This window comes from Nesterenkonia marinintestina, from assembly GCF_025420485.1.
GTDB classification, from domain to species: Bacteria; Actinomycetota; Actinomycetes; order Actinomycetales; family Micrococcaceae; genus Nesterenkonia; species Nesterenkonia marinintestina.
Genome location: NZ_JAOEFD010000006.1, coordinates 89,054 through 111,243, shown reverse-complemented (window position 1 = coordinate 111,243; position 22,190 = coordinate 89,054). Strand labels below are relative to the sequence as shown.

26 protein-coding genes are annotated in these 22,190 nt (G+C 69.1%); 2 read left to right on the top strand and 24 right to left on the bottom strand.

Annotation, left to right across the window (positions count from 1 at the left end; translation table 11 throughout):
• Nucleotides 1-108: 108 nt before the first annotated feature.
• Complete coding sequence (gene coaA / locus N7E59_RS06640) at nucleotides 109-1,092, top strand: type I pantothenate kinase (protein WP_261624188.1); 984 nt, start codon at nucleotides 109-111, stop codon at nucleotides 1,090-1,092.
• Nucleotides 1,093-1,285: 193 nt separating this feature from the next.
• Nucleotides 1,286-1,720, top strand: a complete 435-nt coding sequence (gene mscL / locus N7E59_RS06635) for a large conductance mechanosensitive channel protein MscL (RefSeq protein WP_261624134.1) — start codon at nucleotides 1,286-1,288, stop codon at nucleotides 1,718-1,720.
• Between the two features lie 76 nt (nucleotides 1,721-1,796).
• Here the strand turns inward: mscL and N7E59_RS06630 are convergent, their stop codons facing one another.
• The 24 genes from N7E59_RS06630 to rpsH form a co-directional block, all read right to left on the bottom strand.
• Nucleotides 1,797-3,119, bottom strand: coding sequence for a CapA family protein (locus N7E59_RS06630; RefSeq protein ID WP_261624133.1), 1,323 nt, complete (start codon nucleotides 3,117-3,119; stop codon nucleotides 1,797-1,799).
• A 2-nt stretch (nucleotides 3,120-3,121) separates the two neighbouring features.
• Entirely contained in the window at nucleotides 3,122-4,474 is a 1,353-nt protein-coding gene (glmM, locus tag N7E59_RS06625; RefSeq protein WP_261624132.1) for a phosphoglucosamine mutase, read from the bottom strand.
• 51 nt (nucleotides 4,475-4,525) lie between these two features.
• On the bottom strand, nucleotides 4,526-5,413 hold the full coding sequence (gene ppk2, locus N7E59_RS06620; RefSeq protein WP_261624131.1) for a polyphosphate kinase 2: 888 nt from the start codon (nucleotides 5,411-5,413) through the stop codon (nucleotides 4,526-4,528).
• A gap of 177 nt (nucleotides 5,414-5,590) precedes the next feature.
• Nucleotides 5,591-6,091, bottom strand: coding sequence for a 30S ribosomal protein S9 (gene rpsI / locus N7E59_RS06615; protein ID WP_261624130.1), 501 nt, complete (start codon nucleotides 6,089-6,091; stop codon nucleotides 5,591-5,593).
• A 35-nt stretch (nucleotides 6,092-6,126) separates the two neighbouring features.
• The gene (gene rplM, locus N7E59_RS06610; RefSeq protein WP_261624129.1) at nucleotides 6,127-6,576 is read right to left on the bottom strand and encodes a 50S ribosomal protein L13; all 450 of its coding nucleotides are present in this window, start codon (nucleotides 6,574-6,576) and stop codon (nucleotides 6,127-6,129) included.
• A gap of 282 nt (nucleotides 6,577-6,858) precedes the next feature.
• On the bottom strand, nucleotides 6,859-8,019 hold the full coding sequence (locus N7E59_RS06605) for a mannitol-1-phosphate 5-dehydrogenase (RefSeq protein WP_261624128.1): 1,161 nt from the start codon (nucleotides 8,017-8,019) through the stop codon (nucleotides 6,859-6,861).
• A 14-nt stretch (nucleotides 8,020-8,033) separates the two neighbouring features.
• Nucleotides 8,034-10,142 (bottom strand): PTS mannitol transporter subunit IICBA, encoded by a 2,109-nt coding sequence (locus tag N7E59_RS06600; protein WP_261624127.1) that lies wholly within the window; start codon nucleotides 10,140-10,142, stop codon nucleotides 8,034-8,036.
• 132 nt (nucleotides 10,143-10,274) lie between these two features.
• On the bottom strand, nucleotides 10,275-11,789 hold the full coding sequence (locus tag N7E59_RS06595; protein WP_261624126.1) for a sugar porter family MFS transporter: 1,515 nt from the start codon (nucleotides 11,787-11,789) through the stop codon (nucleotides 10,275-10,277).
• Between the two features lie 21 nt (nucleotides 11,790-11,810).
• Complete coding sequence (gene truA, locus N7E59_RS06590; RefSeq protein ID WP_261624125.1) at nucleotides 11,811-12,668, bottom strand: tRNA pseudouridine(38-40) synthase TruA; 858 nt, start codon at nucleotides 12,666-12,668, stop codon at nucleotides 11,811-11,813.
• Between the two features lie 242 nt (nucleotides 12,669-12,910).
• On the bottom strand, nucleotides 12,911-13,450 hold the full coding sequence (gene rplQ / locus N7E59_RS06585; RefSeq protein WP_261624124.1) for a 50S ribosomal protein L17: 540 nt from the start codon (nucleotides 13,448-13,450) through the stop codon (nucleotides 12,911-12,913).
• Between the two features lie 92 nt (nucleotides 13,451-13,542).
• On the bottom strand, nucleotides 13,543-14,556 hold the full coding sequence (locus N7E59_RS06580; protein WP_261624123.1) for a DNA-directed RNA polymerase subunit alpha: 1,014 nt from the start codon (nucleotides 14,554-14,556) through the stop codon (nucleotides 13,543-13,545).
• A 109-nt stretch (nucleotides 14,557-14,665) separates the two neighbouring features.
• On the bottom strand, nucleotides 14,666-15,067 hold the full coding sequence (gene rpsK, locus N7E59_RS06575) for a 30S ribosomal protein S11 (RefSeq protein WP_261624122.1): 402 nt from the start codon (nucleotides 15,065-15,067) through the stop codon (nucleotides 14,666-14,668).
• Between the two features lie 67 nt (nucleotides 15,068-15,134).
• Nucleotides 15,135-15,503, bottom strand: coding sequence for a 30S ribosomal protein S13 (rpsM, locus tag N7E59_RS06570; protein ID WP_261624121.1), 369 nt, complete (start codon nucleotides 15,501-15,503; stop codon nucleotides 15,135-15,137).
• A gap of 227 nt (nucleotides 15,504-15,730) precedes the next feature.
• Nucleotides 15,731-15,844 (bottom strand): 50S ribosomal protein L36, encoded by a 114-nt coding sequence (gene rpmJ, locus N7E59_RS06565; RefSeq protein WP_261624120.1) that lies wholly within the window; start codon nucleotides 15,842-15,844, stop codon nucleotides 15,731-15,733.
• Between the two features lie 13 nt (nucleotides 15,845-15,857).
• On the bottom strand, nucleotides 15,858-16,079 hold the full coding sequence (gene infA / locus N7E59_RS06560) for a translation initiation factor IF-1 (protein ID WP_261624119.1): 222 nt from the start codon (nucleotides 16,077-16,079) through the stop codon (nucleotides 15,858-15,860).
• A gap of 266 nt (nucleotides 16,080-16,345) precedes the next feature.
• Nucleotides 16,346-17,191, bottom strand: coding sequence for a type I methionyl aminopeptidase (gene map / locus N7E59_RS06555; protein ID WP_261624118.1), 846 nt, complete (start codon nucleotides 17,189-17,191; stop codon nucleotides 16,346-16,348).
• A 10-nt stretch (nucleotides 17,192-17,201) separates the two neighbouring features.
• Entirely contained in the window at nucleotides 17,202-17,771 is a 570-nt protein-coding gene (locus N7E59_RS06550; protein WP_261624117.1) for an adenylate kinase, read from the bottom strand.
• Nucleotides 17,768-19,075 (bottom strand): preprotein translocase subunit SecY, encoded by a 1,308-nt coding sequence (gene secY / locus N7E59_RS06545; RefSeq protein ID WP_261624116.1) that lies wholly within the window; start codon nucleotides 19,073-19,075, stop codon nucleotides 17,768-17,770. Before secY ends, N7E59_RS06550 begins: the two co-directional genes overlap by 4 nt.
• Nucleotides 19,076-19,304: 229 nt before the next feature.
• Entirely contained in the window at nucleotides 19,305-19,796 is a 492-nt protein-coding gene (gene rplO, locus N7E59_RS06540) for a 50S ribosomal protein L15 (RefSeq protein ID WP_261624115.1), read from the bottom strand.
• Nucleotides 19,796-20,023: a 50S ribosomal protein L30 gene (gene rpmD / locus N7E59_RS06535; protein ID WP_261624187.1), complete on the bottom strand. Its 228-nt coding sequence runs from the start codon at nucleotides 20,021-20,023 to the stop codon at nucleotides 19,796-19,798. Before rpmD ends, rplO begins: the two co-directional genes overlap by 1 nt.
• A complete protein-coding gene (gene rpsE / locus N7E59_RS06530; protein WP_261624114.1) occupies nucleotides 20,023-20,787 on the bottom strand; it encodes a 30S ribosomal protein S5 in 765 nt (254 codons plus the stop codon). Before rpsE ends, rpmD begins: the two co-directional genes overlap by 1 nt.
• Complete coding sequence (rplR, locus tag N7E59_RS06525; RefSeq protein WP_261624113.1) at nucleotides 20,784-21,155, bottom strand: 50S ribosomal protein L18; 372 nt, start codon at nucleotides 21,153-21,155, stop codon at nucleotides 20,784-20,786. The genes rpsE and rplR overlap by 4 nt, the downstream gene beginning before the upstream one ends.
• Before the next feature lie 2 nt (nucleotides 21,156-21,157).
• On the bottom strand, nucleotides 21,158-21,694 hold the full coding sequence (gene rplF, locus N7E59_RS06520; protein WP_261624112.1) for a 50S ribosomal protein L6: 537 nt from the start codon (nucleotides 21,692-21,694) through the stop codon (nucleotides 21,158-21,160).
• Between the two features lie 20 nt (nucleotides 21,695-21,714).
• Nucleotides 21,715-22,113: a 30S ribosomal protein S8 gene (gene rpsH / locus N7E59_RS06515; protein ID WP_261624111.1), complete on the bottom strand. Its 399-nt coding sequence runs from the start codon at nucleotides 22,111-22,113 to the stop codon at nucleotides 21,715-21,717.
• Nucleotides 22,114-22,190: the final 77 nt, after the last annotated feature.

Here is a 22,190-nt window from a genome sequence, read left to right as displayed (position 1 = left end):
GTGTCCTCGCCTTGCCCTGATCTGCCGCGGCGCCCCGACGCCTCCGAGGCGGCCGGTCGGGAGCCGGTCCACCGGGAGCCGCATCCCTCGGGCCCCGTCCCCGCGGCTGTGGCCGAGACCGCTCCCTGGGCAGGTTCCCCGACGGTGGAGGACCACGGCCACTACTCCCCCTTCGTGGAGCTCGACCGGCGTGCCTGGGCCCGGCTCGCCGACACGATCGAGCAGCCGCTGAACCAGGACGACGTCGACCGGCTGCGCGGCATCGGCGAGCACCTCTCCCTCGGTGAGGTCGAGCAGATCTATCTGCCGCTCTCCCGCCTGCTGTCCATCTATGTGGAGGCCTCGGCGCACCTGCGCAGCGCCACCAACGACTTCCTCGGCGGGACCACGCGCCGCACCCCGTTCGTCATCGGCGTCGCCGGGTCCGTGGCCGTCGGGAAGTCCACCACCGCACGCGTGCTGCAGGAGATGCTGCGCCGCTGGCCCTCCACCCCCCGGGTGGAGCTGGTGACCACCGACGGCTTCCTCCACCCCAACGCGGAGCTGCGGCGGCGCGGCCTGATGGAGCGCAAGGGCTTCCCCGAGGCCTACGACCGGCGGGCCCTGCTGCGGATGGTCGCAGAGGTCAAGTCCGGCAAGCCCGAGGTGCGGGCCCCGAAGTACTCCCACCTGTACTACGACATCGTCCCGGACGAGGAGATCTCCGTGCGTCGCCCCGACGTGCTCATCGTCGAGGGGCTCAACGTGCTGCAGCCCGCGCGTGTGCGGGCGGACGGGACCACGGGACTCGCACTGAGCGACTTCTTCGACTTCTCGATCTATGTGGATGCCAAGCCGGCGCACATCGAGCAGTGGTACGTGGACCGCTTCATGAGGTGGCGACACGGCGCCTTCGCCGACCCGGAGAGCTACTTCCACCAGTATTCGTTCCTCTCCGACGACGAGGCGGTCGAGCAGGCCACCGACATCTGGCGTCGCATCAACGGCCCCAACCTGCGCCGGAACATCCAGCCGACCCGCTCCCGGGCGCGGCTGGTGATGAGCAAGGACCAGGACCATTCGGTCTCTCGGGTCCTGCTGCGCAAGGTCTGAGGCGCACCGCGCGAGGGCTCGACGGATGTGACGTCGAGGCGTACGGGACCGCACCGCTCGGGAAACGGTTGCTGAACGCAAGGGACGCCTCCGCGGCGGGCATCCGACGAGACGGAGATCATACTGCGACACGACTCACTTCTTCGTGGGGCATGGTGCCGTCATACTCACCGGAGGGTCTATGATGTGGCCTATGCTTAAAGGTTTCAAAGAGTTCATCATGCAGGGCAACGTCATCGACCTGGCGGTCGCCGTCGTCATCGGTGCGGCCTTCGCCGGCGTCGTGAACGCCCTCGTCGAGAACGTCCTCATGCCGATGATCTCCGGTCTGGTCGGGTTCCCCGACTTCGACAACTTCGCGGTGGTCATGCTCAACGGCAACGCCATCCAGTTCGGCGTCCTGCTCACCCAGGTCGTGAACTTCCTGCTCATCGCCGCGGCCATCTACTTCGTCGTGGTCATGCCGATGAACAAGATGATCGAGGCCCGCAACCGCCGCCTCGGCATCACCGACGAGGAGGAGGTCGAGGCAGACGTCCAGCTGCTGACCGAGATCCGCGACATCATGAAGGCTCAGAACACCGGCGGCGCCGCACCGAACGCCGGCGGTCAGGCTCCACAGGTCTGACCCGGAAGACCCCAGGGACTAAGGCGCCCCACCCGCGGAGACGCGGGTGGGGCGCCTCCGTCGTGTCGCTGCCGATTCAGCCGTCGCGGGGTTCCACCTGGACATCCGCGGGCTCGTCCTCCGCGGGCGGACCCGCCGTCATGGACTCCTCATCCATCACGTCGAGCAGCCGCTGGTGCCGGTCCCCGACGATCTCCTCGGTCAGTCCGGTCTCGGCGGGCAGTCCGTGGTCGAGGAGTTCGGTGAGCGGTCGGATGCCGCGGTGCTCCCCCACACGGTCCACGGTGACCGGCGTCCAGCTCAGGTCCGTCACCCGGACCTGGACCTCGTCGCCGGTCCCGTCGCCGGTCCCGTCGTAGTCACGGGCCTCGACGTCGGCGCGCACCATCGTCCCGGTCGCGGTCTCCGGGACGCAGCAGTGTTCGTCCTGGTTCGACAGGAAGTTCCCCATCGACCAGGCGACCCACATCCCCTCGTCGTCGGGGCCGCCGTCGAGCCGCTCGGTGGGCAGCGGCGTGTGGGAGTGGTTGCCGTAGACGAGGTCGACCTCCCCGCCTTCGGCCAGGGACGCGGCGTACTGCTGCTCCTGCTCTCCCGGTTCGTGGACGTACTCCTCACCCCAGTGGACCGAGGCCACCACGAGGTCGGCGCCGTCGGCACGCGCGTCGGCCGCCATCACGGTGAGTTCGTCGGCGTCGACGTCGGTGACGCGCCACCGGTCGTCGGGCGGCGGGATGTTGTGCAGCAGGGTCGTCGACAGGTGCGCCACGGAGATCTCCCGACCGTCCCGTTCGAGCCGATACATCTGCGGCTGTCCGCCCTCCTCGGGAGTGCGGGCCGTCCCCACATGGCCCATACCGGCGTCGTCGAACAGGTCCAGGGTCCGCTCCAGCCCGTCGATGCCGCTGTCGACGGAGTGGTTCGTCGCGGTGTTGCAGCCGTCGAATCCGAGCGCTCCCAGGTCCTCCACCAGCTGGTCCGGAGCGCCGAATACGGGGTATCCGGTGGGGTCCTCCCCCTCGACGTGCACCGGAACCTCCATGCTGCACAGTGAGAGGTCCGCTCCGGCGACCCACGGCTCGACCGGCTCCATCAGGGACAGGAAGTCGAGGTCGCCGTCGTCCTGCCGCGCCCCGTCGACCACGGGCATATGCGGCAGCACGTCCCCTGCGGAGAGGATCGTGAACTCGGTCCGCTCAGGCTCCTCTGTCTGCTCAGGCTCAGACTCCGGCGTCCCCGGCGCAGGGCTCCCCTGAGGCTGTCCGTCCGAGTCCTCACCGGACGGCTGATCCTCAGGGGAGGCGCAGGCTGCGGTCGGAGCGCCTCCGACCGTCGCGAGGACGAGGACTGCGAGCACAGTGCGGGAAATCCGCGTCCGTGCCCGCAGCTCGTCGCCCATCGCTACAGGGCCAACTCCCGTCGGACGACCTCGGCGAGGTGCTGGGCCTCGTCCCGCGCGTCGTCGGCGCTGCGGGCCTCGACCATCACGCGGACCACGGGTTCGGTGCCCGAGGGGCGCAGCAGCACCCGTCCGGCCTCACCCAGCCGCTCCTCGACGGCGGCGACGGCTCGCTGAACCTCCTCGTGGGACTTCGCGCGCGCCTTGTCCACTCCGTCCACGTTGATCAGCACCTGCGGCAGCCGCTCCATCGCGGCGGCGGTCAGCTCACGCAGCGGAGTGCCGGTGGCGGCGACGCGGGAGGCCAGCTGCAGGCCGGTGAGCAGCCCGTCGCCGGTGGTCGCGTAGTCGGCGAGGATCAGGTGCCCCGACTGCTCTCCGCCGAGGGAGTAGTCCCCGGCGCGCATCCCCTCGAGGACGTACCGGTCCCCCACCGCGGTCTCGACGATCTCGATGCCCGCGGCCCGCATACCCAGCTTCAGGCCCAGATTGCTCATCACGGTGACCACCAGGGTGTCCTCGCGCAGCTCGCCGCGCTCCTTCAGCGCCAGGGCGAGTACGGCCATGATCTGATCGCCGTCGACGACGTCTCCGGTGTGGTCCACGGCCAGACAGCGGTCGGCGTCGCCGTCGTGGGCGATGCCGAGATCTGCCCGGTGCTCGCACACGGCCTCCCGGAGGCGCTCGAGGTGTGTGGAGCCGTACCCGTCGTTGATGTTCAGCCCGTCCGGATCCGCCCCGATCACCACGACCTCGGCTCCCGCGTCGGTGAAGGCCTGCGGAGAGCATCCGGAGGCCGCACCGTGGGCGCAGTCGAGGACGACCTTGACTCCGCGCAGCGTGCTCTCGCCGAGCGACTTCAGCAGGTGGACCACATAGCGGTCCTCGGCGTCGGAGAAGCGTCGGATGCGGCCGACGTCGGCACCGACCGGGCGGGCCGGCTCCTGAGACATCTCCGTCTCGATCTCGTCCTCGACGGCGTCGTCCAGCTTGTGCCCGCCGCGGCCCAGGAACTTGATCCCGTTGTCCGGGGCCGCATTGTGCGAGGCCGAGATCATCACACCGAAGTCCGCTCCGGAGTCTGCGACGAGGAACGCCGCGGCCGGGGTGGGGAGCACACCGGCGTCATGGACGTCGATCCCGGCGCTGGCGAGTCCCGCCTCGACGGCGGCGGCGATGAACTCACCGCTCACCCGCGGGTCGCGGGCGACGACGGCGACCGGACGACGGCCTGGCTCCGCCCGGCGATGGCCGAGCACGACGGCTGCGGCCTGGGAGAGGCTGAGTGCGAGCTCTGCGGTGATGAGGCCGTTGGCCACCCCGCGAACTCCGTCGGTTCCGAAGAGTCTAGACATGATCCGTCCAGTCTAAGCAGTGGCTCCGCCGAACCCCGGCAGAGACGCTCCTCAGCGGGTATTCGGGAACGCGGAGCCCAGGTTCTCACCGTTCTCCGAGAGGTCCGCGGCGGGTCCGCAGATCAGCGGGTCGGGAGTGTGGGCGACCGCAGGATCCCGATCCGGATACGGCACCTGGTCGAGCACGTGCCGCATCGCCTCCAGCCGGGCGCGCTTCTTGTCGTTGGACTTGACCACCGTCCATGGCGCCGCCGCGGTGTCGGTGTAGAAGAACATGGCCTCCTTGGCCGCCGTGTAGTCCTCCCACTTGTCGAGCGAGGCCATGTCCGTGGGTGAGAGCTTCCACCGACGCACCGGATCGGTCTGGCGGGAGGCGAAGCGGGCCAGCTGTTCGCTGCGCGAGACCGAGAACCAGAACTTGAACAGACGGACCCCGGAGTTGACGAGCATGCGCTCCAGCTCGGGGGCCTCCCGCATGAACTCCAGGTACTGCTTCGGTGTGCAGTAGCCCATGACCCGCTCGACGCCGGCGCGGTTGTACCAGGAGCGGTCCATCATCACGATCTCCCCGCCGGAGGGCAGGTGCTCGATGTATCGCTGGAAGTACCACTGGGTGCGCTCGGTGTCGGTGGGCTTGTCCAGCGCCACGATGCGCGCACCTCGGGGGTTGAGGTGCTCGTGGAACCGCTTGATCGCACCGCCCTTGCCGGCGGCGTCGCGACCCTCGAAGATGATGAGGACCTTCTCACCGGAGTCCTTCACCCAGCGCTGCATCTTCAGCAGCTCGATCTGCAGGGCACGCTTGCGCTTCTCGTAGGTCGGCCGCCGCAGCTTGGTCTGATACGGGTACCCCTCCCGCCAGGCGTCCTTGTCCGGCGCGGGGAGGGGCGAACCCTCGTAGTAGGCCAGGTGCTCGTCGTCGAGTCCGGCTGCTTCCATGGAACCCCCTGGTGAGGACGGTCGTCGAGGTGCGATCCCAGTATACGGCCGCACGAGCTCGCCGTCGGACGAAGGGAGGGGGAACCGGTGCCGCGGACGACGGAACCCCGCCGCTCTGCTGCGAGCGACGGGGTTCCGTGGGCGGTGCCTCGGCGGGCCTGACGGTCCGGTCCGAGATCAGCGCTTCGAGTACTGCGGGGCCTTGCGGGCCTTCTTGAGACCGGCCTTCTTCCGCTCCACCGCGCGGTCGTCACGGGTGAGGAAGCCGGCCTTCTTCAGGGCCGGGCGGTTGTGGTCGCGGTCGATCTCGTTCAGCGCGCGGGCGATGCCCAGGCGCACGGCGCCGGACTGGCCCGAGGGGCCGCCGCCGTCGATGCGGGCGACGACGTCGTAGGCGCCTTCGAGGCCCAGCAGGGTGAATGGGTCGTTGACCTCCTGCTGGTGCAGCTTGTTGGGGAAGTAGTCCTCGAGGCTGCGGCCGTTGATGGTCCAGCCGCCGGAGCCCGGGATCAGGCGGACGCGGGCGCGGGCCTTCTTCCGACGACCGACGGCGGCGCCGCCGACGGTCAGCGGGGCACGCTCGGTGCCCTCAGCGGTCTCCGCGGGGGCGCCTGCGGACTCCGAGGTGTAGCTGGACAGGCCCTCGGTCTCGGTGAGCTCTTCGGTGTTCTGAGCCACGGTTCTCCTTGGAAATCTTCGTCGTGTCGGGCGGCTCAGGACTGCTGAGCGACCTGGGTGATCTCGTACGGCTTCGGCTGCTGGCCCGCGTGCGGGTGCTCCGGGCCGGCATAGACGCGCAGCTTCGTCAACTGTGCGGCGCCGAGCCTGTTGTGCGGCAGCATGCCCTTCACCGCCTGGTACACGGCGCGGGTCGGGTGACGCTCGATCATCTCGTCGAAGGTCAGGGAGCGGATGCCTCCGGGGAAGCCCGAGTGGCGCCAGTAGCGCTTCTTGGCACCCTTGTCGCCGGTGACGGCGACCTTCTCGGCGTTGATGATGATGACGTGGTCGCCCATGTCCATGTGGGGGGCGAACGTCGGCTTGTGCTTGCCGCGCAGCAGGGCGGCGCTCTGGCTGGCGAGACGGCCGAGCACGACGTCGGTGGCGTCGATGATGTGCCACTGAGCGTCGGCGTCGCCAGACTTCGGGGTGTACGTACGCACGGTGTTGATGCCTTCGGTCGGTGTTCTACGGTCGGTCTCATCGGGCCGAGGACGTGTGAGGGCGCCCCTGTTCCGACGAAGATCCGCTTCTTCGCAAGTGTGCCGTCCGGCTTCCCAGGTGAGGGCTGGGAAGATGCCGGGCCCTTAGGCTCCGGGGCCCCGTGGAGGCTTGACGGCCATGCAACGAGCCGCCTCGACACAGGTGCGCCCGAGAGTGGACACGCACAACAGAGATCTACTATACCGCTGGGAGCGGATCCGGGCAACGCGACCCCCGGACGGTCACTCCGTGCGGGCCGCCTCGACGCGACGGAGGACCTGCCCGTGGAGCGGGTGCTCGGGCCTCAGACCGGTGACCTCGGCGACGAACGCCTGGGGCGGCAGGTCTCTGAGGAGCCGCCCCAGCTCGACCGCCTGCTCGTCCTCGGAGCGGAAGACCAGCGTCGCGGCGACGACGTCCATCAGCCCCTCCGTGGCGAGCCCGCGCTCGGCCGCCTCCCCAGAGGGCCCGATGAGGCGCTCGTGGCGGGAGAGCTTGCGCAGCGGCTGGCGTCCGACCCGAAGGACGGTGTCGGGAAGTTCGGGGTTGCGGAAGCGGTCCAGGATCGTCGCCCGATAGTCCGCCAGGTCCTCATCGGCGAAGCCGTGCTTCGCCACGAGCAGCGCCGAGGTCTCCTCCAGGGCGGCGGCGACGCCGGCGGCCACCTGCGGATCGGCCAGCGCCTCGGCGATGGTCTCCGCCCCGGCCCGGGCCCCCAGATAGGCCGTCGCCGCATGACCGGTGTTCACGGTGAAGAGCTTCCGCTCGATGTAGGGGCCGAGGTCGTCGACGAAGTGTGCACCGGGGATGTGCGGGGGACTCCCGCCGAAGGGACCGCGCTCCACGGCCCACTCGTAGAAGGGCTCGACCTCGACGTCGATGTCTCCGACGGCGCCTTTGCCGCCGGCTCCGCCGCCGCCGGGCACGATCCGGTCGACCGCCGTGTTCGCGAACACCGCCCGAGCCTCGAGCTCCGACCACCGCCCTCCCGCGGCCTCAGCCATATGTCCGCGCAGCTGGTCGGTCCCCCCGATGGCGTTCTCGCAGGCCATGACCTGCAGCGGGGCGGCCTCCGGGGCGCGGCGGCGGAGCCCCTCGACGATGTGCGGGGCGATGAATCGCAGCACGGTCGGGCCCACGGCAGTGGTGACCACCTCGGCGGTGGCCACCTCCTCGGCGAGGCGCTCAGGCTCCTCGGCGGAGTTCACGGCGCGGAAGCCGGTGATCACGTGGGCCCCGCCGCCGTCGCCCACCTCGTGGACGGTGTAGGACTCGGCGGCCTGCAGCGCCTCCACCAGGGGGCCGGCGACGTCGGAGAAGACGATCTCATACCCGCCCTGATGGAGCAGCTGCCCCACGAATCCGCGGCCGATGTTCCCGGCACCGAAGTGCACTGCCTTCATACCTGCGCCTCGTCTCAGTCGTTGACGGCGTGGAGCATCTCGAGCAGCTCCTCCTCGGTGGCCGCGGCCTTCAGCCGCTCCACCGCCTCCTTGTTCGAGAAGAGCCGCGCGATCTTCGACAGAATCGCCAGGTGCTCCTTCCCCACCCCGGCGATGCCGACGACGAAGACGGCCTGCTTGCCGCCCCAGTCGACGCCGCCGTCGTAGCGGGAGACCGACAGCGCCGAGGCGAGCACGGCCTCCTTCGCATCGTTGGTCCCGTGCGGGATCGCGAGCTCGTTGCCCATGAAGGTGGACACGGTCTCCTCGCGGCGACGCATGGCCTCGAGGTAGTCCGAGGTCACGGCCCCGGCGTCCTCGAGCATGCGTGCCGCCTCGGCGAGCGCCTCCTCCTGCGTGGCCGAGCCGGAGTGGATGCGGACCCGGTCCAGCGTCAGGACGTCGTCTCCGCCGGAGGCCTCGTCGTCGTCGGTGGCGGACGTCGCAGCTCCGGACGCCGCAGCACCGGACGCCGCGGCGCCGGAGGCCGGAGCACCCGAAGCGGCGGCCCCTGGTGCGGCGCGCGAACCGTCCGGCTCGTCGGCCGCCGACTCCTCCCGGGACTCCTGGACGAGGCGGACGACGTCGTCGTACTCGGGGGCGTCCATGAAGCTGTCCACCGAGACGTGCACGGCGTCGGCCTCACGGCTGCGGGCACGGTCGGTGAGCTGTTGCTGGGTGACGACCAGATCGGTGTCCCCCGGCAGCGAGGGGATGGCCCTGTTGGTCACGGAGACGTCTGTGATGCCCTCGTCCTTGAGCTTGCGCCTCAGCACCGAGGCACCCATCGCCGAGGATCCCATGCCGGCGTCGCAGGCGAAGATGATGGTCTCGATGCGTCGGGGCGGGGCGATGGTCCCCAGGGCGGCCGCCCCGGATCCCGCCGCGGCACCGCCGGCCAGACCGGAGAGGGCGTCGGAGGACTTGCCCTTGTTGGCCTGCGTCCTGGCCACGGCGTCGGAGAACTGGTCCTCTCCGGCCGCCAGGTCCCTCTTCCGGGAGGCGAGCAGGATGGGTGCGGCCACGGCGAAGCTGACGCCGGCCGAGACGACCACGGACAGCGCCACACCCAGGTGGTCCCCCTGGGCGGTCTGCGCCATCACGGCCAGGATCGACCCCGGCGAGGCCGGGCCCCGCAGACCGGTGTCGAAGGCGACGTTGACCGCTACTCCGGAGGCGCCGCCCGCCACGACCGCCAGCAGCAGGGCGGGCTTCATGAGCACGTAGGGGAAGTAGACCTCGTGGATGCCTCCGACGAACTGGATCAGCGCCGCACCGGGGGCCGTCGCCTTGGCCGCGCCGACGCCGAATATCGTGTATGCGATCAGCACGCCCACGCCGGGCCCCGGGTTGGCTTCGAGCAGGAACAGGACGGACTTCCCGGCCTCGGCCGCCTCATCGATGCCCAACGGAGTCAGGACACCGTGGTTGATGGCGTTGTTGAGGAAGAAGACCTTCGCCGGCTCGATGATCAGCGAGGTCAGCGGCAGCAGTCCGGTGTCGACCAGCCATTCGACCGCGCGGCCCAGCACGGCCATGAGCCAGTTGACCACGGGAGCCAGGAGGTAGAACCCTGCCACGGCGAGGAAGAAGCCGGCCAGACCGGCGGAGAACATGTTCACCAGCATCTCGAAGCCGGTGCGGATCTTCCCCTCCCACAGCCCGTCGAGCTTCTTCATCACCCAGGCGGCGAGCGGACCCATGATCATCGCGCCGATGAACATATGGATCTGGCCCAGGTCCTCGCCGAGCTGCTCGCTCTGCTGGGCGATCAGCCAGTCGGAGCCGGCGATCACGCCGAATGTGGCGATGCCGGCGACCACGACGCCGCGCGCCTCGTAGATCATCCGGCCGCCCTGCATGGCGATCATCAGCGGCAGCAGATAGTGGATCATCGGACCGACGATCGTCGCCAGGGCCTCGTTGGGGGTGAAGCCGTCGGGGATGACGAAGGCGGTGAGGATCCCCCAGGCGATCAGCGCGGGGATATTGGGCATGATCATGCCCGAGAGGAACGAGCCGAACCGCTGGATGAGGACGCGAGCGCCCCCCTTGGATCCGGTCTCCGAGGCTGCCGTGGTCATAGCGCGGCCTTTCTTGCCTGGTCGTGGCCCTCGAGCAGGACCACTGGGGTGCGGTGAGTCATCATCGTAGACCCCGACGGGCACGGCCACCAGCATCCGACCGCGCGGCACGCGGAGCGGATGCCGCGCTGGTCAGTCGCCGCGCCTGCTGAAGGCCGAATCGGACATGTCCTCGAGCTCGCGCCCCTTGGTCTCCGGCACCCACAGCAGCACGAACACCAGGGAGAGCAGCGCGGAGACCGCATAGAAGCCGTAGGCGAAGACCAGTGAGAATCCGGCCATCGCGGGGAAGATCGTCGAGATCAGGAAGTTCGCCGCCCAGTTCGCCGCCGCGGAGACGCCGACGGCCATCGCGCGGATGCGGTTGGGGAACATCTCCCCGAGAAGGAGCCACATGAAGGGACCCCAGGTGGCCCCGAAGAACAGGACGAAGAGGTTGGCCGAGACCAGGGCGATGATGCCCCACGGCTCGGGAAGGGTGACCGTGGCGTCTCCGGCGCCGGCGTCGCCGGCCACCTGGGCCTGGGAGAAGGCCACCGCCATCATGCCCAGGGTGACCGCCATCCCCGCGGAGCCCACGATCAGCGGGATCCGGCGGCCGACCTTGTCCACGATGAGGATGCCCACCACCGTGGCCAGGATGTTCACCGTGGCGGTGATGACCTGGATGAGGAAGGACTGGTCCTCGGGGATGCCGACCGACTGCCACAGCGTCGAGGAGTAGTAGAAGATCACGTTGATGCCGACGAACTGCTGGAAGACCGCCAGACCGAGCCCTACCCACACGATGGGCATGAGCTTCCCGCCGACGATCAGGTCCTTCACCCGCTGACGGGACTCGACGTTGATCGTCCGAGCGATCTCGGCGATCTTGGCCTGGATCGCGGACTCCCCGCGCAGCCCGACCACGTCGTGGAGGACCTCCGCGGCGCGGTCCTCCTCGCCGCGGGAGACCAGGTACCTGGGCGACTCCGGGATGGAGGTGGCCAGCAGCCCGTAGATCAGAGCCGGGAAGGCCTCCATGATGAACATCCAGCGCCAGGCGTCGAGCCCGAACCAGAGCGTCTCCCCCGCTCCGCCGGCGATGTTCAGCAGCAGCGCGTTGGACAGGGCGGCGCCGAAGATCCCGACGACGATCGCCATCTGCCACATGGAGCCGAGCCGACCGCGCAGGTTCGCCGGGGCCACCTCGGCGATGTAGGAGGGTGCGATCACCGAGGCCATGCCGACGCCGACGCCGCCGATCACGCGCCAGGCGATGAGGTCGTACTCGGTGACGGCCAGACCGGAGCCGACGGCGGAGACGAAGAACAGGGCCGCGGCGATGAGCATGGCTCGCACACGTCCCAGCCGGTCGGCCAGCGAGCCCCCGGCCCAGGCGCCGAGCATGCAGCCCAGCAGCGCGGAGGCCACGGTGAACCCGAGCATCACGTCGCTGAGCCCGAAGACCTCCTGGATGGGTCCGACCGCTCCGTTGATGACGGCGGTGTCGAAGCCGAAGAGGAAGCCGCCGAACGCGGCGACCATGACGACCCAGAGCACGGCGCCCACAGCGCCGGATCCTGCACCGTTCCCGGTGTTCACTGAGTGGCTCATCGGCTCTTCGACCTCCTGCTCGGACCGATGACGAGACGTGTGCGGAGACACACTAGCGCAGAACAGACCGGCTCAGCGACGCACCGCGCGCGTCCTGGCGGCACGGTCGGCGAGCTCCGCCTCCTCCGGGTAGTCCACCCCGGACAGGGTGAGTCCCTGCGGCGGGGCCAGTCGCACCTTCTCGTCCCAGCTGGGCGCGGCCAGACGCTCGGCCGCCCAGCCCGGCTCCCGACGCCCCTCTCCGACGTCGATGAGAGCACCGATCAGCGCTCGGACCATATGGTGGCAGAACGCGTCGGCGGTCAGGCGTGCGACGAGGACTCCGGCCTCATCGCGCGAGACGGTGAACTCCTGGAGCTCTCGGATCGTGGTCCCGTGCGGCCGAGGCCGGCAGAAGCTGCCGAAGTCGTGCAGGCCCAGCACGGCCGCGGCCTCGGCGTGCATGAGCACGTCGTCCAGGGGGCCGCGGTGCCAGGCGGTGTCGGTCCGGCGCAGGGGTGATCGGGTGCTGATGCGGTCGGAGAGCCGATACGTGTAGCGCCGTCGCAGCGCGGAGAACCTCGCGTCGAAGTCCTCGCTCACCCGTCGGGCGTGGTGGACGACGACGGCGCCGCGCTGCGCCGCCATCACTCCCCCGAGCCTGCGCACGAGCACGGTGCCGGGATCCTCGTCGCTGCGTCGCGGGATCGCCTCCCATTCGGCGCGGGTGAGGTCCAGGTGGACGGTCTGTCCCGTCGCGTGGACCCCGGCGTCGGTCCTGCCGGCCACCGTCAGCCGGACCTCCCGGCGGACGAGGGTGGCCAGCGCGTCGGCGAGGACGCCCTCGACGGTGAGCAGGCCGGGCTGCGCGGCCCACCCGTGGAAGGCGCCGCCGTCGTAGGCGAGATCCAGTCGGACCCGGACCTGGGGATCGTCGGCGCCGGAGGTCATGCGCTCCAGCCTATCCGTCGGGGATCCCTGGGATCGTGAGGGATCCCGCCGTATGTTCCCAGTGAACGCTCACAGTCCCAGGGATCTCCGAGACCGGGGCCGACGGCCGGGTGGGCGGCGGGTGAGCGGCGGACGAGCCGCCAAGGCCCGGTGGGACGACGCGCGAGGGCGCCCCGGTCCTCTGCGGACCGGGGCGCCCTCATCGCTGAAGCTGTCGGCGTCGGATCACTCCGACGGCAGGATCACTTCTCGTCCTGCTCCTCGGCCGGCGCCTCCTCGGCGGTCTCCTGCTCGGGAGCCTCCTGCTCGGCGGTCTCCTGCTCGGGAGCCTCCTCGACGACCTCCTCGGCGGCGGGCTGGGCGGCGGCGGTCTGCTCCGCCTCCTTCACCACGGCCTGCTTCGGCGACACCGGCTCCATGACGAGCTCGATGACGGCCATCGGAGCGTTGTCGCCCTTACGGTTCCCGATCTTGGTGATGCGGGTGTATCCGCCGTGACGCTCGGCCATGGCCGGGGCGATCGAGGTGAACAGGTCGTGGACGATCGCCTGGTTGGTGGCGTTCTGCGCGCTGATCTTGCCGACCACGCGACGCCGCGCGGCCAGGTCGCCCTTCTTGGCCTCGGTGATCAGGCGCTCGGCGTAGGGCCGCAGACGCTTGGCCTTGGTCACGGTGGTGGTGATCGAACGGTGCTCGAACAGGCTGGCGGCGAGGTTCGCCAGCATCATCTTCTCGTGCGACGGGCTTCCGCCCAGGCGCGGTCCCTTGCTGGGGGTAGGCATGGTCTCGTTCTCCTTGGATGATGCGCCGCAGGCCCGCCATCAGGCGAGGGCGCGTGTCGTGTCGTGTGCCGCAGCCGCTGCGGGCCGGAGCCTCAGTACTGCTGGTCGCTGTCGGCGTACTCCTCGTCGCCGGCCTCCTGGAAGCGGGCGACGCTGGGGTCGAATCCGGCCGGCGAGTCCTTCAGGGACAGGCCCAGCTCGGTCAGCTTGTCCTTGACCTCGTCGATGGACTTCGCACCGAAGTTGCGGATGTCCATCAGGTCGGCCTCGGAGCGGGCCACCAGCTCGCCGACGGTGTGGATGCCCTCGCGCTTGAGGCAGTTGTAGGACCGCACGGTCAGCTCGAGGTCCTCGATCGGCAGCGCCATGTCCGCGGCGAGCGCGGCGTCGGTCGGCGACGGACCGATCTCGATGCCCTCGGCGGCCACGTTGAGCTCACGGGCCAGCGAGAACAGCTCCACCAGGGTGGTGCCGGCGGAGGCCAGCGAGTCGCGCGGCGTGACGGCAGGCTTGGTCTCGACGTCGACGATCAGCTTGTCGAAGTCGGTGCGCTGCTCGACGCGGGTGGCCTCGACCTTGAAGGAGACCTTCAGGACCGGGGAGTAGATCGAGTCGACCGGGATCCGACCGATCTCCGCGTCGAGGGACTTGTTCTGGGCGGCGGAGACGTAGCCGCGTCCGCGCTCGACGGTCAGCTCGATGTCGAGCTTGCCGTCGTCGTTGAGCGTGGCCAGGTGCAGCTCGGGGTTGTGGATCTCCACACCGGCCGGCGCAGTGATGTCCGCGGCGGTGACCTCGCCCGGGCCCTCCTTGCGGAGGTAGGCGACGACGGGCTCGTCGTGCTCCGAGGAGACGGAGAGCTTCTTCACGTTCAGGACGAGCTCGGTGACGTCCTCCTTGGTGCCGGGCACCGTGGTGAACTCGTGGAGCACGCCGTCGATCCGGATGCTGGTCACGGCCGCCCCCGGGATGGAGGACAGCAGGGTGCGACGCAGCGAGTTGCCCATGGTGTAGCCGAAGCCCGGCTCCAGGGGCTCGATGACGAAGCGCGAACGGGTCTCAGAGACGACTTCTTCGGTCAGCGTGGGGCGCTGTGCAATGAGCACTGATGGTTCCTTTCAGAGTGCATCCGCTATATGACGCAGTCTTGAGCGATGGTGAGGCTTCCCCGCCGACGAGGACGACGGCGGGGAGCCCGTGCTGGGAGAAGGTCGTTCAGACGCGACGACGCTTGGGCGGGCGGCAGCCGTTGTGGGCGCTCGGGGTGACGTCCTGGATGGAGCCGACCTCGAGGCCTGCGGCCTGCAGGGAGCGGATCGCGGTCTCACGTCCCGAGCCGGGGCCCTTGACGAAGACGTCGACCTTCTTCATCCCGTGCTCCTGAGCGCGCTTGGCGGCGTTCTCGGCGGCCATCTGCGCGGCGTAGGGGGTCGACTTGCGCGAACCCTTGAAGCCGACCTCGCCGGAGGAGGCCCAGGAGACCACGGCACCGGTGGTGTCGGTGATGGAGACGATGGTGTTGTTGAAGGTCGACTTGATGTGCGCCTGACCCTGAGTGATGTTCTTGCTTGCCTTGCGGCGCGGCTTGCGGGCCGCAGCACGTGTCTTGGGGGGCATGGATACTCCGTGTTCCGAGTTGGTCTGGTCGGCTGGGGGCCTCGACGACGACCCCGATCAGCGCTGACTACTTCTTCTTGCCTGCGACGGTCTTCTTCGGGCCCTTGCGGGTGCGGGCGTTGGTCTTGGTGCGCTGGGCACGGACCGGGAGGCCGCGACGGTGCCGCAGGCCCTCGTAGGAACCGATCTCGACCTTGCGGCGGATGTTCGCGGTCACCTCACGGCGGAGGTCGCCCTCCACCTCGAAGTTGCCCTCGATGTAGTCGCGCAGGGCGACCAGCTCATCGTCCGTCAGATCCTTCACACGGGTGTTCGGCGATACGCCGGTGGCCTCGACGGCCAGCTCTGCACGGGTCCTGCCGACGCCGTAGATGTAAGTGAGTGCGATCACCGTGCGCTTCTCGCGCGGGATGTCGACACCTGCCAGACGTGCCATCGTGGCAGTCCTCCTCTTTCTCTCCACCGAAGGTCTTCAGCAGCACGGCCCCTCGCGGACGTCGGAGGTGACGTCGCCCTGTCGGGTCCCCGGCCTTCGGTCACCAGGGGTGTGTCCGTCCAGCTCCTGACGGACTGTGCTGCTGTCAGCGTTGTTGAGCTGTGTTCGATGCGCGTCGAGCGCCTCACCCGTGCTGCGGGACCGTGCGGTCCGTACGCGGGATGAGGTCAGCCCTGGCGCTGCTTGTGGCGCGGGTTCTTGCAGATCACGCGGACCACGCCGCGGCGACGGATCAGCTTGCAGTCGCTGCAGATCTTCTTCGCGCTCGGGTGAACCTTCATGGCTTTCCTCTTATCACTTGTAGCGGTAGACGATGCGTCCACGGTTGAGGTCATAGGGGCTCATCTCCACCACGACCCGGTCCTCCGGGAGGATCCGGATGTAGTGCTGGCGCATCTTGCCCGAAATGGTCGCGAGCACCACGTGATCGTTCTCCAGGCGCACGCGGAACATCGCGTTCGGGAGGGCCTCGGTCACCTGACCCTCGACCTCGATCACACCTTCTTTTTTACCCATATGCTCCACACCGTTCGCGATCCTCCGTCCGATGCGGAGTCCGTCGGCGGCCGCCCATCGGAGTCCCCGCCGACCCGGCGGCGGGTCGCACCGCGCAGAGCGGTGGGGCTGTGTGATGATGGCGTCGCCGCCGCGTCCGCGACGGGAGGATCTGGTTCAGTTCCTGTCTGAGGTCTCCGCACACCTGCGCCTGGGCACAGACGAGCGCAGAGACAACCAGCAGTCAACTCTACCCGAGTCCGCACACCCCGGCAATTCCGACCGGGTCAGGAGCCGGGGATCGGCACCGGGGTCACACCGAGCGGCTCGAGCTCGGAGGCTCCGCCGTCGTGGGCGGTGAGGACCCAGACGCCGTCGGCGTGTCGGGCCACGGAGTGCTCCCACTGGCTGGCGCGCCCTCCGTCGGCGGTGACCACGGTCCAGTCATCATCGAGGACCGTCGTCCCGATCCCGCCCCGCACGAGCATCGGCTCGATGGCGACGGCGGTGCCCGGACGGATCCGCGCGCCCCGGTGTCCGGTGGAGTAGTTGAAGACGTCCGGGGGCATGTGCATGGCTGACCCGATGCCGTGGCCGATGTAGTCCTCCAGGATCCCCAGCCGGGGCCCGGGCCGGGAGGTCACGTAGTCCTCGACGGCCTCGCCGACCTCACCGATGTGCGTGGCTCGGGCGAAGGCGGCGATCCCCCGCCACATCGCCGCACGGGTGACCTCTGAGAGCCGCTCGTCGGCGGGGTCTGCGGTGCCGGCCTCGGAGTCGCCGAGGATCACGGTGCGGGCGGAGTCCGAGTGCCATCCGGAGATGATGCACCCGGCGTCGACCTTCAGCACGTCGCCGGACTCCAGCACCCGATCCCCCGGGATCCCGTGGACCACCTCCTCGTTGACCGAGGCGCAGATGTGCCGCGGGAAGCCGTGGTAGCCCAGGAAGTTCGGCGTCGCCCCGCGCTCGGCGATGAAGGCGGCGAAGACGTCGTCCAGCTGCGCGGTGGTCACCCCGGGGGCCGCGGCGTCGACGACGGCGTCCAGCGCCGAGGCCAGGATGCCGCCCGCGGCGTCCATGTGACGCAGCTGCTCGGCAGACTTCAGCTCGATGCGGTTCCGCGAGAACATCAGGCTGCGCTCAGCCCTTCAGCGCGTCCATGATGCGGGCGTTGACCTCGTCGACCTCTCCCAGTCCGTCCACCCGACGCAGCAGTCCTCGGGACTCGTACTCGGCGATCATCGGGGCAGTCTCCGACTCGAAGAGCTCCAGACGACGACGGATCGCCGACTCGTCGGCATCGTCGTCGCGCCCCTCGATCTCGGCACGCCGCTTCAGCCGCTGGGTGAGCTCCTCGCGGTCGGCGGTCAGCTCCAGGACGACGTCGAGCTCCACGCCGAGACGTCCCAGCATCTCGTCCAGGGCGACGACCTGCGTGCGGTTGCGCGGATATCCGTCCAGCAGGAAGCCCCCGCGGGCGTCCTCCCAGGACAGACGGTCCTCGACCATCCGGTTGGTCACCGAGTCCGGCACCAGGTCTCCGGCGTCGACGTAGGTCTTGGCCTCTCGGCCCAGCTCCGTCTCCCCCCTGATGTTGGCCCGGAAGATGTCGCCGGTGGAGATGGCGACGATGCCCAGGTCCTCGGCGATCCTCTTCGACTGGGTCCCCTTGCCGGATCCGGCGGGACCGACGATCAGCATGCGTGTCATCGCAGCAGCCCTTCGTAGTTCCTCTGTTCCATCTGTGCGTTGATCTGCTTCACCGTGGTCAGCCCCACACCCACCATGATGAGGATGGAGGTGCCGCCGAACGGGAAGTTCTGGCTCGCCCCGATGAGCACGAAGGCGATCAGCGGGATGAGCGCCACCAGGCCCAGGTACAGCGAGCCGGGGAAGGTGATGCGGGAGATCACGTAGGCCAGGTAGTTCTCGGTCGGACGTCCCGCCCGGACGCCCGGGATGAAGCCGCCGAACTTGCGCATGTTCTCGGCGACCTCGTTCGGGTTGAACGTGATCGTCACGTAGAAGTACGTGAAGAAGATCGTCAGCAGGAAGAAGGTGATCATGTAGACCGGGTGCGCCCCGGACTGGAAGTAGGTCTGGATCAGCTGGACCAGCCGCCCGGGCTCCTCCCCGGGAGCGGGCTGGTTGAACTGGCTGATGACCTGCGGGAGCATCAGCACCGAGGAGGAGAAGATGACGGGGATGACCCCGGCCATGTTCACCTTGATCGGGATGTAGGTCGAGGTCCCGCCCACGGTGCGCCGGCCGATCTGGCGCTTGGCGTACTGCACCGGCACCCGACGCTGGGACTGCTCGACGAAGACGACCGCGGCGATGGTGACCAGCCCGATCAGCATCACGATCGAGAAGGTGCGCCAGCCCTGCGTGGTCCAGATCTCCCCCATGGCCGAGGGGAAGCCTGCGGCGATGGAGACGAAGATGAGGATCGACATCCCGTTGCCGACCCCGCGCTCGGTGATCTGCTCGCCGAGCCACATGATCAGGGCCACACCGCAGGTGAGCACGAGGATCATCAGGAGGATGACCCAGAGGGACTCGTCGGGGATGATCGGGATGTCGCACTGCAGCAGCGCGCCGGAGCGCGCCATGGTGACCAGCGTCGTCGCGTTCAGCGTGGCCAGACCCAGCGTCAGGTATCGGGTGTACTGGGTCAGCTTGGCCTGGCCCTGGGGCCCTTCGCGCTGGAGGTTCTCGAAGCGCGGGATGACCACCCGCAGCAGCTGCACGATGATCGCCGCGGTGATGTACGGCATGATCCCCAGCGCGAAGACCGAGACCTGCAGCATGGCCCCGCCGGAGAACATGTTGACGAAGGAGTAGAGGCCGCCCTCAGTGGTGCCCATCGCCAGGCACTGCTGCACTGCGGAGTAGTCCACCCCCGGAGCCGGGATGAAGGCACCGATCCGATAGATCGTGATGATGCCGATGGTGAACCAGATCTTCCGGCGCAGGTCGGGCGTCCGGAACACCCTGGCGATTGCGCTGAACAAGCGGCCTCCTTCAGAGGTGATACGACGTCGGCGGGAGCCTCCTCGGCCCTCCGCACAGACACAGCCATCCTAGCGTCCGGACCGGACTCGGGAGCGACCTGTGCCTGACCGGACCGCGCGACGACCCGGCCCGGATGCGGTGCGGCCCCCGCCCTGCCCCGCCGTGAGAGTCCCGGGGGACTCGGCGGCGGGGTCGGACGGGGGCCGTCACACGATGGGTCCCCCGGGCTCAGCCCTGGGTCTGAGCCGGCGTGAGGCTCAGCTGCTCGGCGGATCCGCCGGCGGCGGTGATCTTCTGCTCCGCCGAGGCCGAGAAGGCGTGGGCCTTCACGTTCACGGCGGCGGAGATCTCACCGGTGCCGAGGATCTTCACCGGGCGACCCTTCTTGGCCACACCGCGGGAGACCAGCGCCTCCACGGTGACGTCGCCGCCCTGGGGGAACAGCTCCGCCAGGGTCGCGATGTTCACCGGGGAGTACTCCACGCGGAACGGGTTCTTGAAGCCGCGCAGCTTCGGAAGGCGCATGTGCAGCGGCAGCTGCCCACCCTCGAAGCCGGCGCGCACCTGGTAGCGAGCCTTGGTGCCCTTGGTGCCTCGGCCTGCGGTCTTGCCCTTGGATGCCTCACCGCGGCCCACACGGGTGCGGGCCTTCCGGGAGCCGGGGGCCGAACGCAGGTCGTGGACCTTCAGGACCTCGGACTCGGCGTCGTTCTGTGCCATCACTTGGCCTCCTCAACCTGCACGAGGTGCTTCACCGTGTTGAGCATGCCCACCGTCACGGCGTCGGCGTCACGGACCACGGTGTGGCCGATGCGCTTCAGACCGAGCGACCGCACGGTCTCACGGTGGTTCGGTGGTGCACCGATGGTGGACTTGACCTGGGTGATCTCCAGCTTGGCGTCGGAGGGCACCAGGTTCTTCGGAGTCGTCTGACGGACGGTGGTCATCATGCACCTGCCTTCTGCGCACGGGCCGCCCGCTCGTCCTCCATGGTGCGGAGCATGGCGGCCGGCGCGACCTCGTCGAGGGCCTTGCCGCGGCGCGCGGCCACGGCCTGAGGCTCCTCGAGCTGCCTGAGCGCGTCGACGGTGCCGTGGACGATGTTGATCGCGTTGACCGATCCCATCGACTTGGTCAGCACGTCGTGGATTCCGGCGCACTCGAGCACGGCGCGGACCGGACCGCCGGCGATCACTCCGGTACCCGGGGAGGCCGGACGCAGCAGGACCACGCCTGCGGCGTCCTCGCCCTTGACCAGGTGCGGAATGGTGGAGCCGACGCGCGGGACGCGGAAGAACGACTTCTTCGCCTCCTCGACGCCCTTCTGGATGGCGGCGGGGACCTCCTTGGCCTTGCCGTAGCCGACGCCGACCATGCCGTCGCCGTCGCCGACGACGACCAGCGCGGTGAAGCTGAAGCGCCGACCGCCCTTGACGACCTTGGAGACGCGGTTGATGGTCACGACGCGCTCGAGGAACTTGTCCTTGTCGTCGTCGCGTCCGCCGCGGCCTCCACGGCCGCCGCCGCGGCCCTCGCCGCGGCCTACGCGACCGCCGCGTCCGCCGCGGTCCTCGCGGCCGGCGTCGCCGGCCTGCTGGGTCTCGCCGGCGCCCTGCGCCTGCTCGGCGGATGCGGCGGCGTTCTCGTTGGCCTCAGTCACAGAGACGTCCTTCGCAGTGTTGTTCTCAGTGGTGTTGACGTTCTCGCTCACAGGTTCAGCCCACCTTCCCGGGCGCCGTCGGCGACGGCGGCCACGCGGCCGTGGTACTTGTTGCCTCCGCGGTCGAAGACGACGGCGTCGATGCCGGCGGCCTTGGCGCGCTCGGCGATCAGCTCACCGACACGCTTCGACTTGGCGGTCTTGTCGCCGTCGTGGCTGCGCAACTCGGGCTCCATCGTGGTGGCGGAGACCAGCGTGCGACCGACGGTGTCGTCGACCAGCTGGGCCACCATGTGACGGGACGAGCGGTTGACCACCAGGCGCGGACGCTGAGCCGAGCCGGCGATCTTCTTGCGCAGGCGCAGGTGACGGCGGCTGCGGGAGGCGGTCTTCGACTTGCCCTGGATTCCGATAGCCATGATCACTTACCTGCCTTTCCGGCCTTGCGGCGAAGCTGCTCGCCCTCGTAGCGCACGCCCTTGCCCTTGTAGGGGTCGGGGCGGCGCAGCTTGCGGATGTTGGCCGCGACCTCACCGACCTGCTGCTTGTCGATGCCGGTGACCGCCAGCTTGTTGGCACCCTCCACCTGGAAGGTGATGCCGTCCGGAGCGGGGACCTGGATCGGGTGCGAGTAGCCGAGGGCGAACTCGAGGTCGCTGCCCTTGGCCAGCACGCGGTATCCCGTGCCGATGATCTCCAGCTTCTTGGTGTAGCCGTCGGTCACACCGATGACCATGTTGTTGATCAGGGTGCGGGTCAGACCGTGGAGCGAGCGGGACTCGCGCTCGTCGTCGGGGCGGGTCACCGTGACGGTGCCGTCCTCGACGGCGACGGAGATGCCCTCGGGGAGCACCCGGGAGAGCTCGCCCTTCGGTCCCTTGACGCGGATGTCGCGGCCCTGGAGGTCGACCTCCACGCCGGCCGGCACGGTGATCGGAAGCTTACCGATGCGTGACATAGTGCTTCGTCTCCCTTCCGTCACCAGACGTAGGCGAGGACTTCCCCGCCGACGCCCTTCTTGGCTGCCTGCCGGTCGGTCAGCAGACCGGAGGATGTGGACAGGATCGCGATGCCGAGGCCGCCCAGCACGTGCGGGAGGTTGTCGGACTTCGCGTAGACGCGGAGTCCCGGCTTCGAGATGCGGCGCAGTCCGGCGATCGACCGCTCACGGTTCGGACCGAACTTGAGGTCGATGACCAGGGTCTTGCCGACCTCGGCCTCCTCCTCGCGCCACTCGGTGATGTAGCCCTCGGCCTTGAGGATGTCGGCCACCCGCACCTTCAGCTTGGAGCTGGGCATGGAGACCTGGTCGTGGTAGGCCGAGTTGGCGTTGCGCAGACGAGTCAGCATGTCTGCGACTGGATCAGTCATTGTCATGTGGGGCTGCTGCCCTTCCTCACCGTGGTTTCCGCGCTCCGAAGGAGACCTCTGGTGCGCGGACCTGCGGCGTAGTG

What these genes read in the sequence shown, in the direction of transcription:
- rpmD (WP_261624187.1), bottom strand. Translation starts at nt 20,023, where the DNA reads ATGACCACCGTCCGTCAGACGACTCCGAAGAACCTGGTGCCCTCCGAC.
- N7E59_RS06605 (WP_261624128.1), bottom strand. Translation starts at nt 8,019, where the DNA reads ATGAAGGCAGTGCACTTCGGTGCCGGGAACATCGGCCGCGGATTCGTG.
- rpsH (WP_261624111.1), bottom strand. Translation starts at nt 22,113, where the DNA reads ATGACAATGACTGATCCAGTCGCAGACATGCTGACTCGTCTGCGCAAC.
- rpsM (WP_261624121.1), bottom strand. Translation starts at nt 15,503, where the DNA reads ATGGCACGTCTGGCAGGTGTCGACATCCCGCGCGAGAAGCGCACGGTG.
- N7E59_RS06630 (WP_261624133.1), bottom strand. Translation starts at nt 3,119, where the DNA reads ATGGGCGACGAGCTGCGGGCACGGACGCGGATTTCCCGCACTGTGCTC.
- rpmJ (WP_261624120.1), bottom strand. Translation starts at nt 15,844, where the DNA reads ATGAAGGTTCACCCGAGCGCGAAGAAGATCTGCAGCGACTGCAAGCTG.
- map (WP_261624118.1), bottom strand. Translation starts at nt 17,191, where the DNA reads ATGTTCTCGCGGAACCGCATCGAGCTGAAGTCTGCCGAGCAGCTGCGT.
- mscL (WP_261624134.1), top strand. Translation starts at nt 1,286, where the DNA reads ATGCTTAAAGGTTTCAAAGAGTTCATCATGCAGGGCAACGTCATCGAC.
- rpsK (WP_261624122.1), bottom strand. Translation starts at nt 15,067, where the DNA reads ATGCCCCCCAAGACACGTGCTGCGGCCCGCAAGCCGCGCCGCAAGGCA.
- truA (WP_261624125.1), bottom strand. Translation starts at nt 12,668, where the DNA reads ATGACCTCCGGCGCCGACGATCCCCAGGTCCGGGTCCGACTGGATCTC.
- N7E59_RS06600 (WP_261624127.1), bottom strand. Translation starts at nt 10,142, where the DNA reads ATGACCACGGCAGCCTCGGAGACCGGATCCAAGGGGGGCGCTCGCGTC.
- rplF (WP_261624112.1), bottom strand. Translation starts at nt 21,694, where the DNA reads ATGTCACGCATCGGTAAGCTTCCGATCACCGTGCCGGCCGGCGTGGAG.
- rplO (WP_261624115.1), bottom strand. Translation starts at nt 19,796, where the DNA reads ATGGCACAGAACGACGCCGAGTCCGAGGTCCTGAAGGTCCACGACCTG.
- ppk2 (WP_261624131.1), bottom strand. Translation starts at nt 5,413, where the DNA reads ATGGAAGCAGCCGGACTCGACGACGAGCACCTGGCCTACTACGAGGGT.
- glmM (WP_261624132.1), bottom strand. Translation starts at nt 4,474, where the DNA reads ATGTCTAGACTCTTCGGAACCGACGGAGTTCGCGGGGTGGCCAACGGC.
- infA (WP_261624119.1), bottom strand. Translation starts at nt 16,079, where the DNA reads ATGGGTAAAAAAGAAGGTGTGATCGAGGTCGAGGGTCAGGTGACCGAG.
- rplQ (WP_261624124.1), bottom strand. Translation starts at nt 13,450, where the DNA reads ATGCCTACCCCCAGCAAGGGACCGCGCCTGGGCGGAAGCCCGTCGCAC.
- rplR (WP_261624113.1), bottom strand. Translation starts at nt 21,155, where the DNA reads ATGGCTATCGGAATCCAGGGCAAGTCGAAGACCGCCTCCCGCAGCCGC.
- N7E59_RS06550 (WP_261624117.1), bottom strand. Translation starts at nt 17,771, where the DNA reads ATGACACGCATGCTGATCGTCGGTCCCGCCGGATCCGGCAAGGGGACC.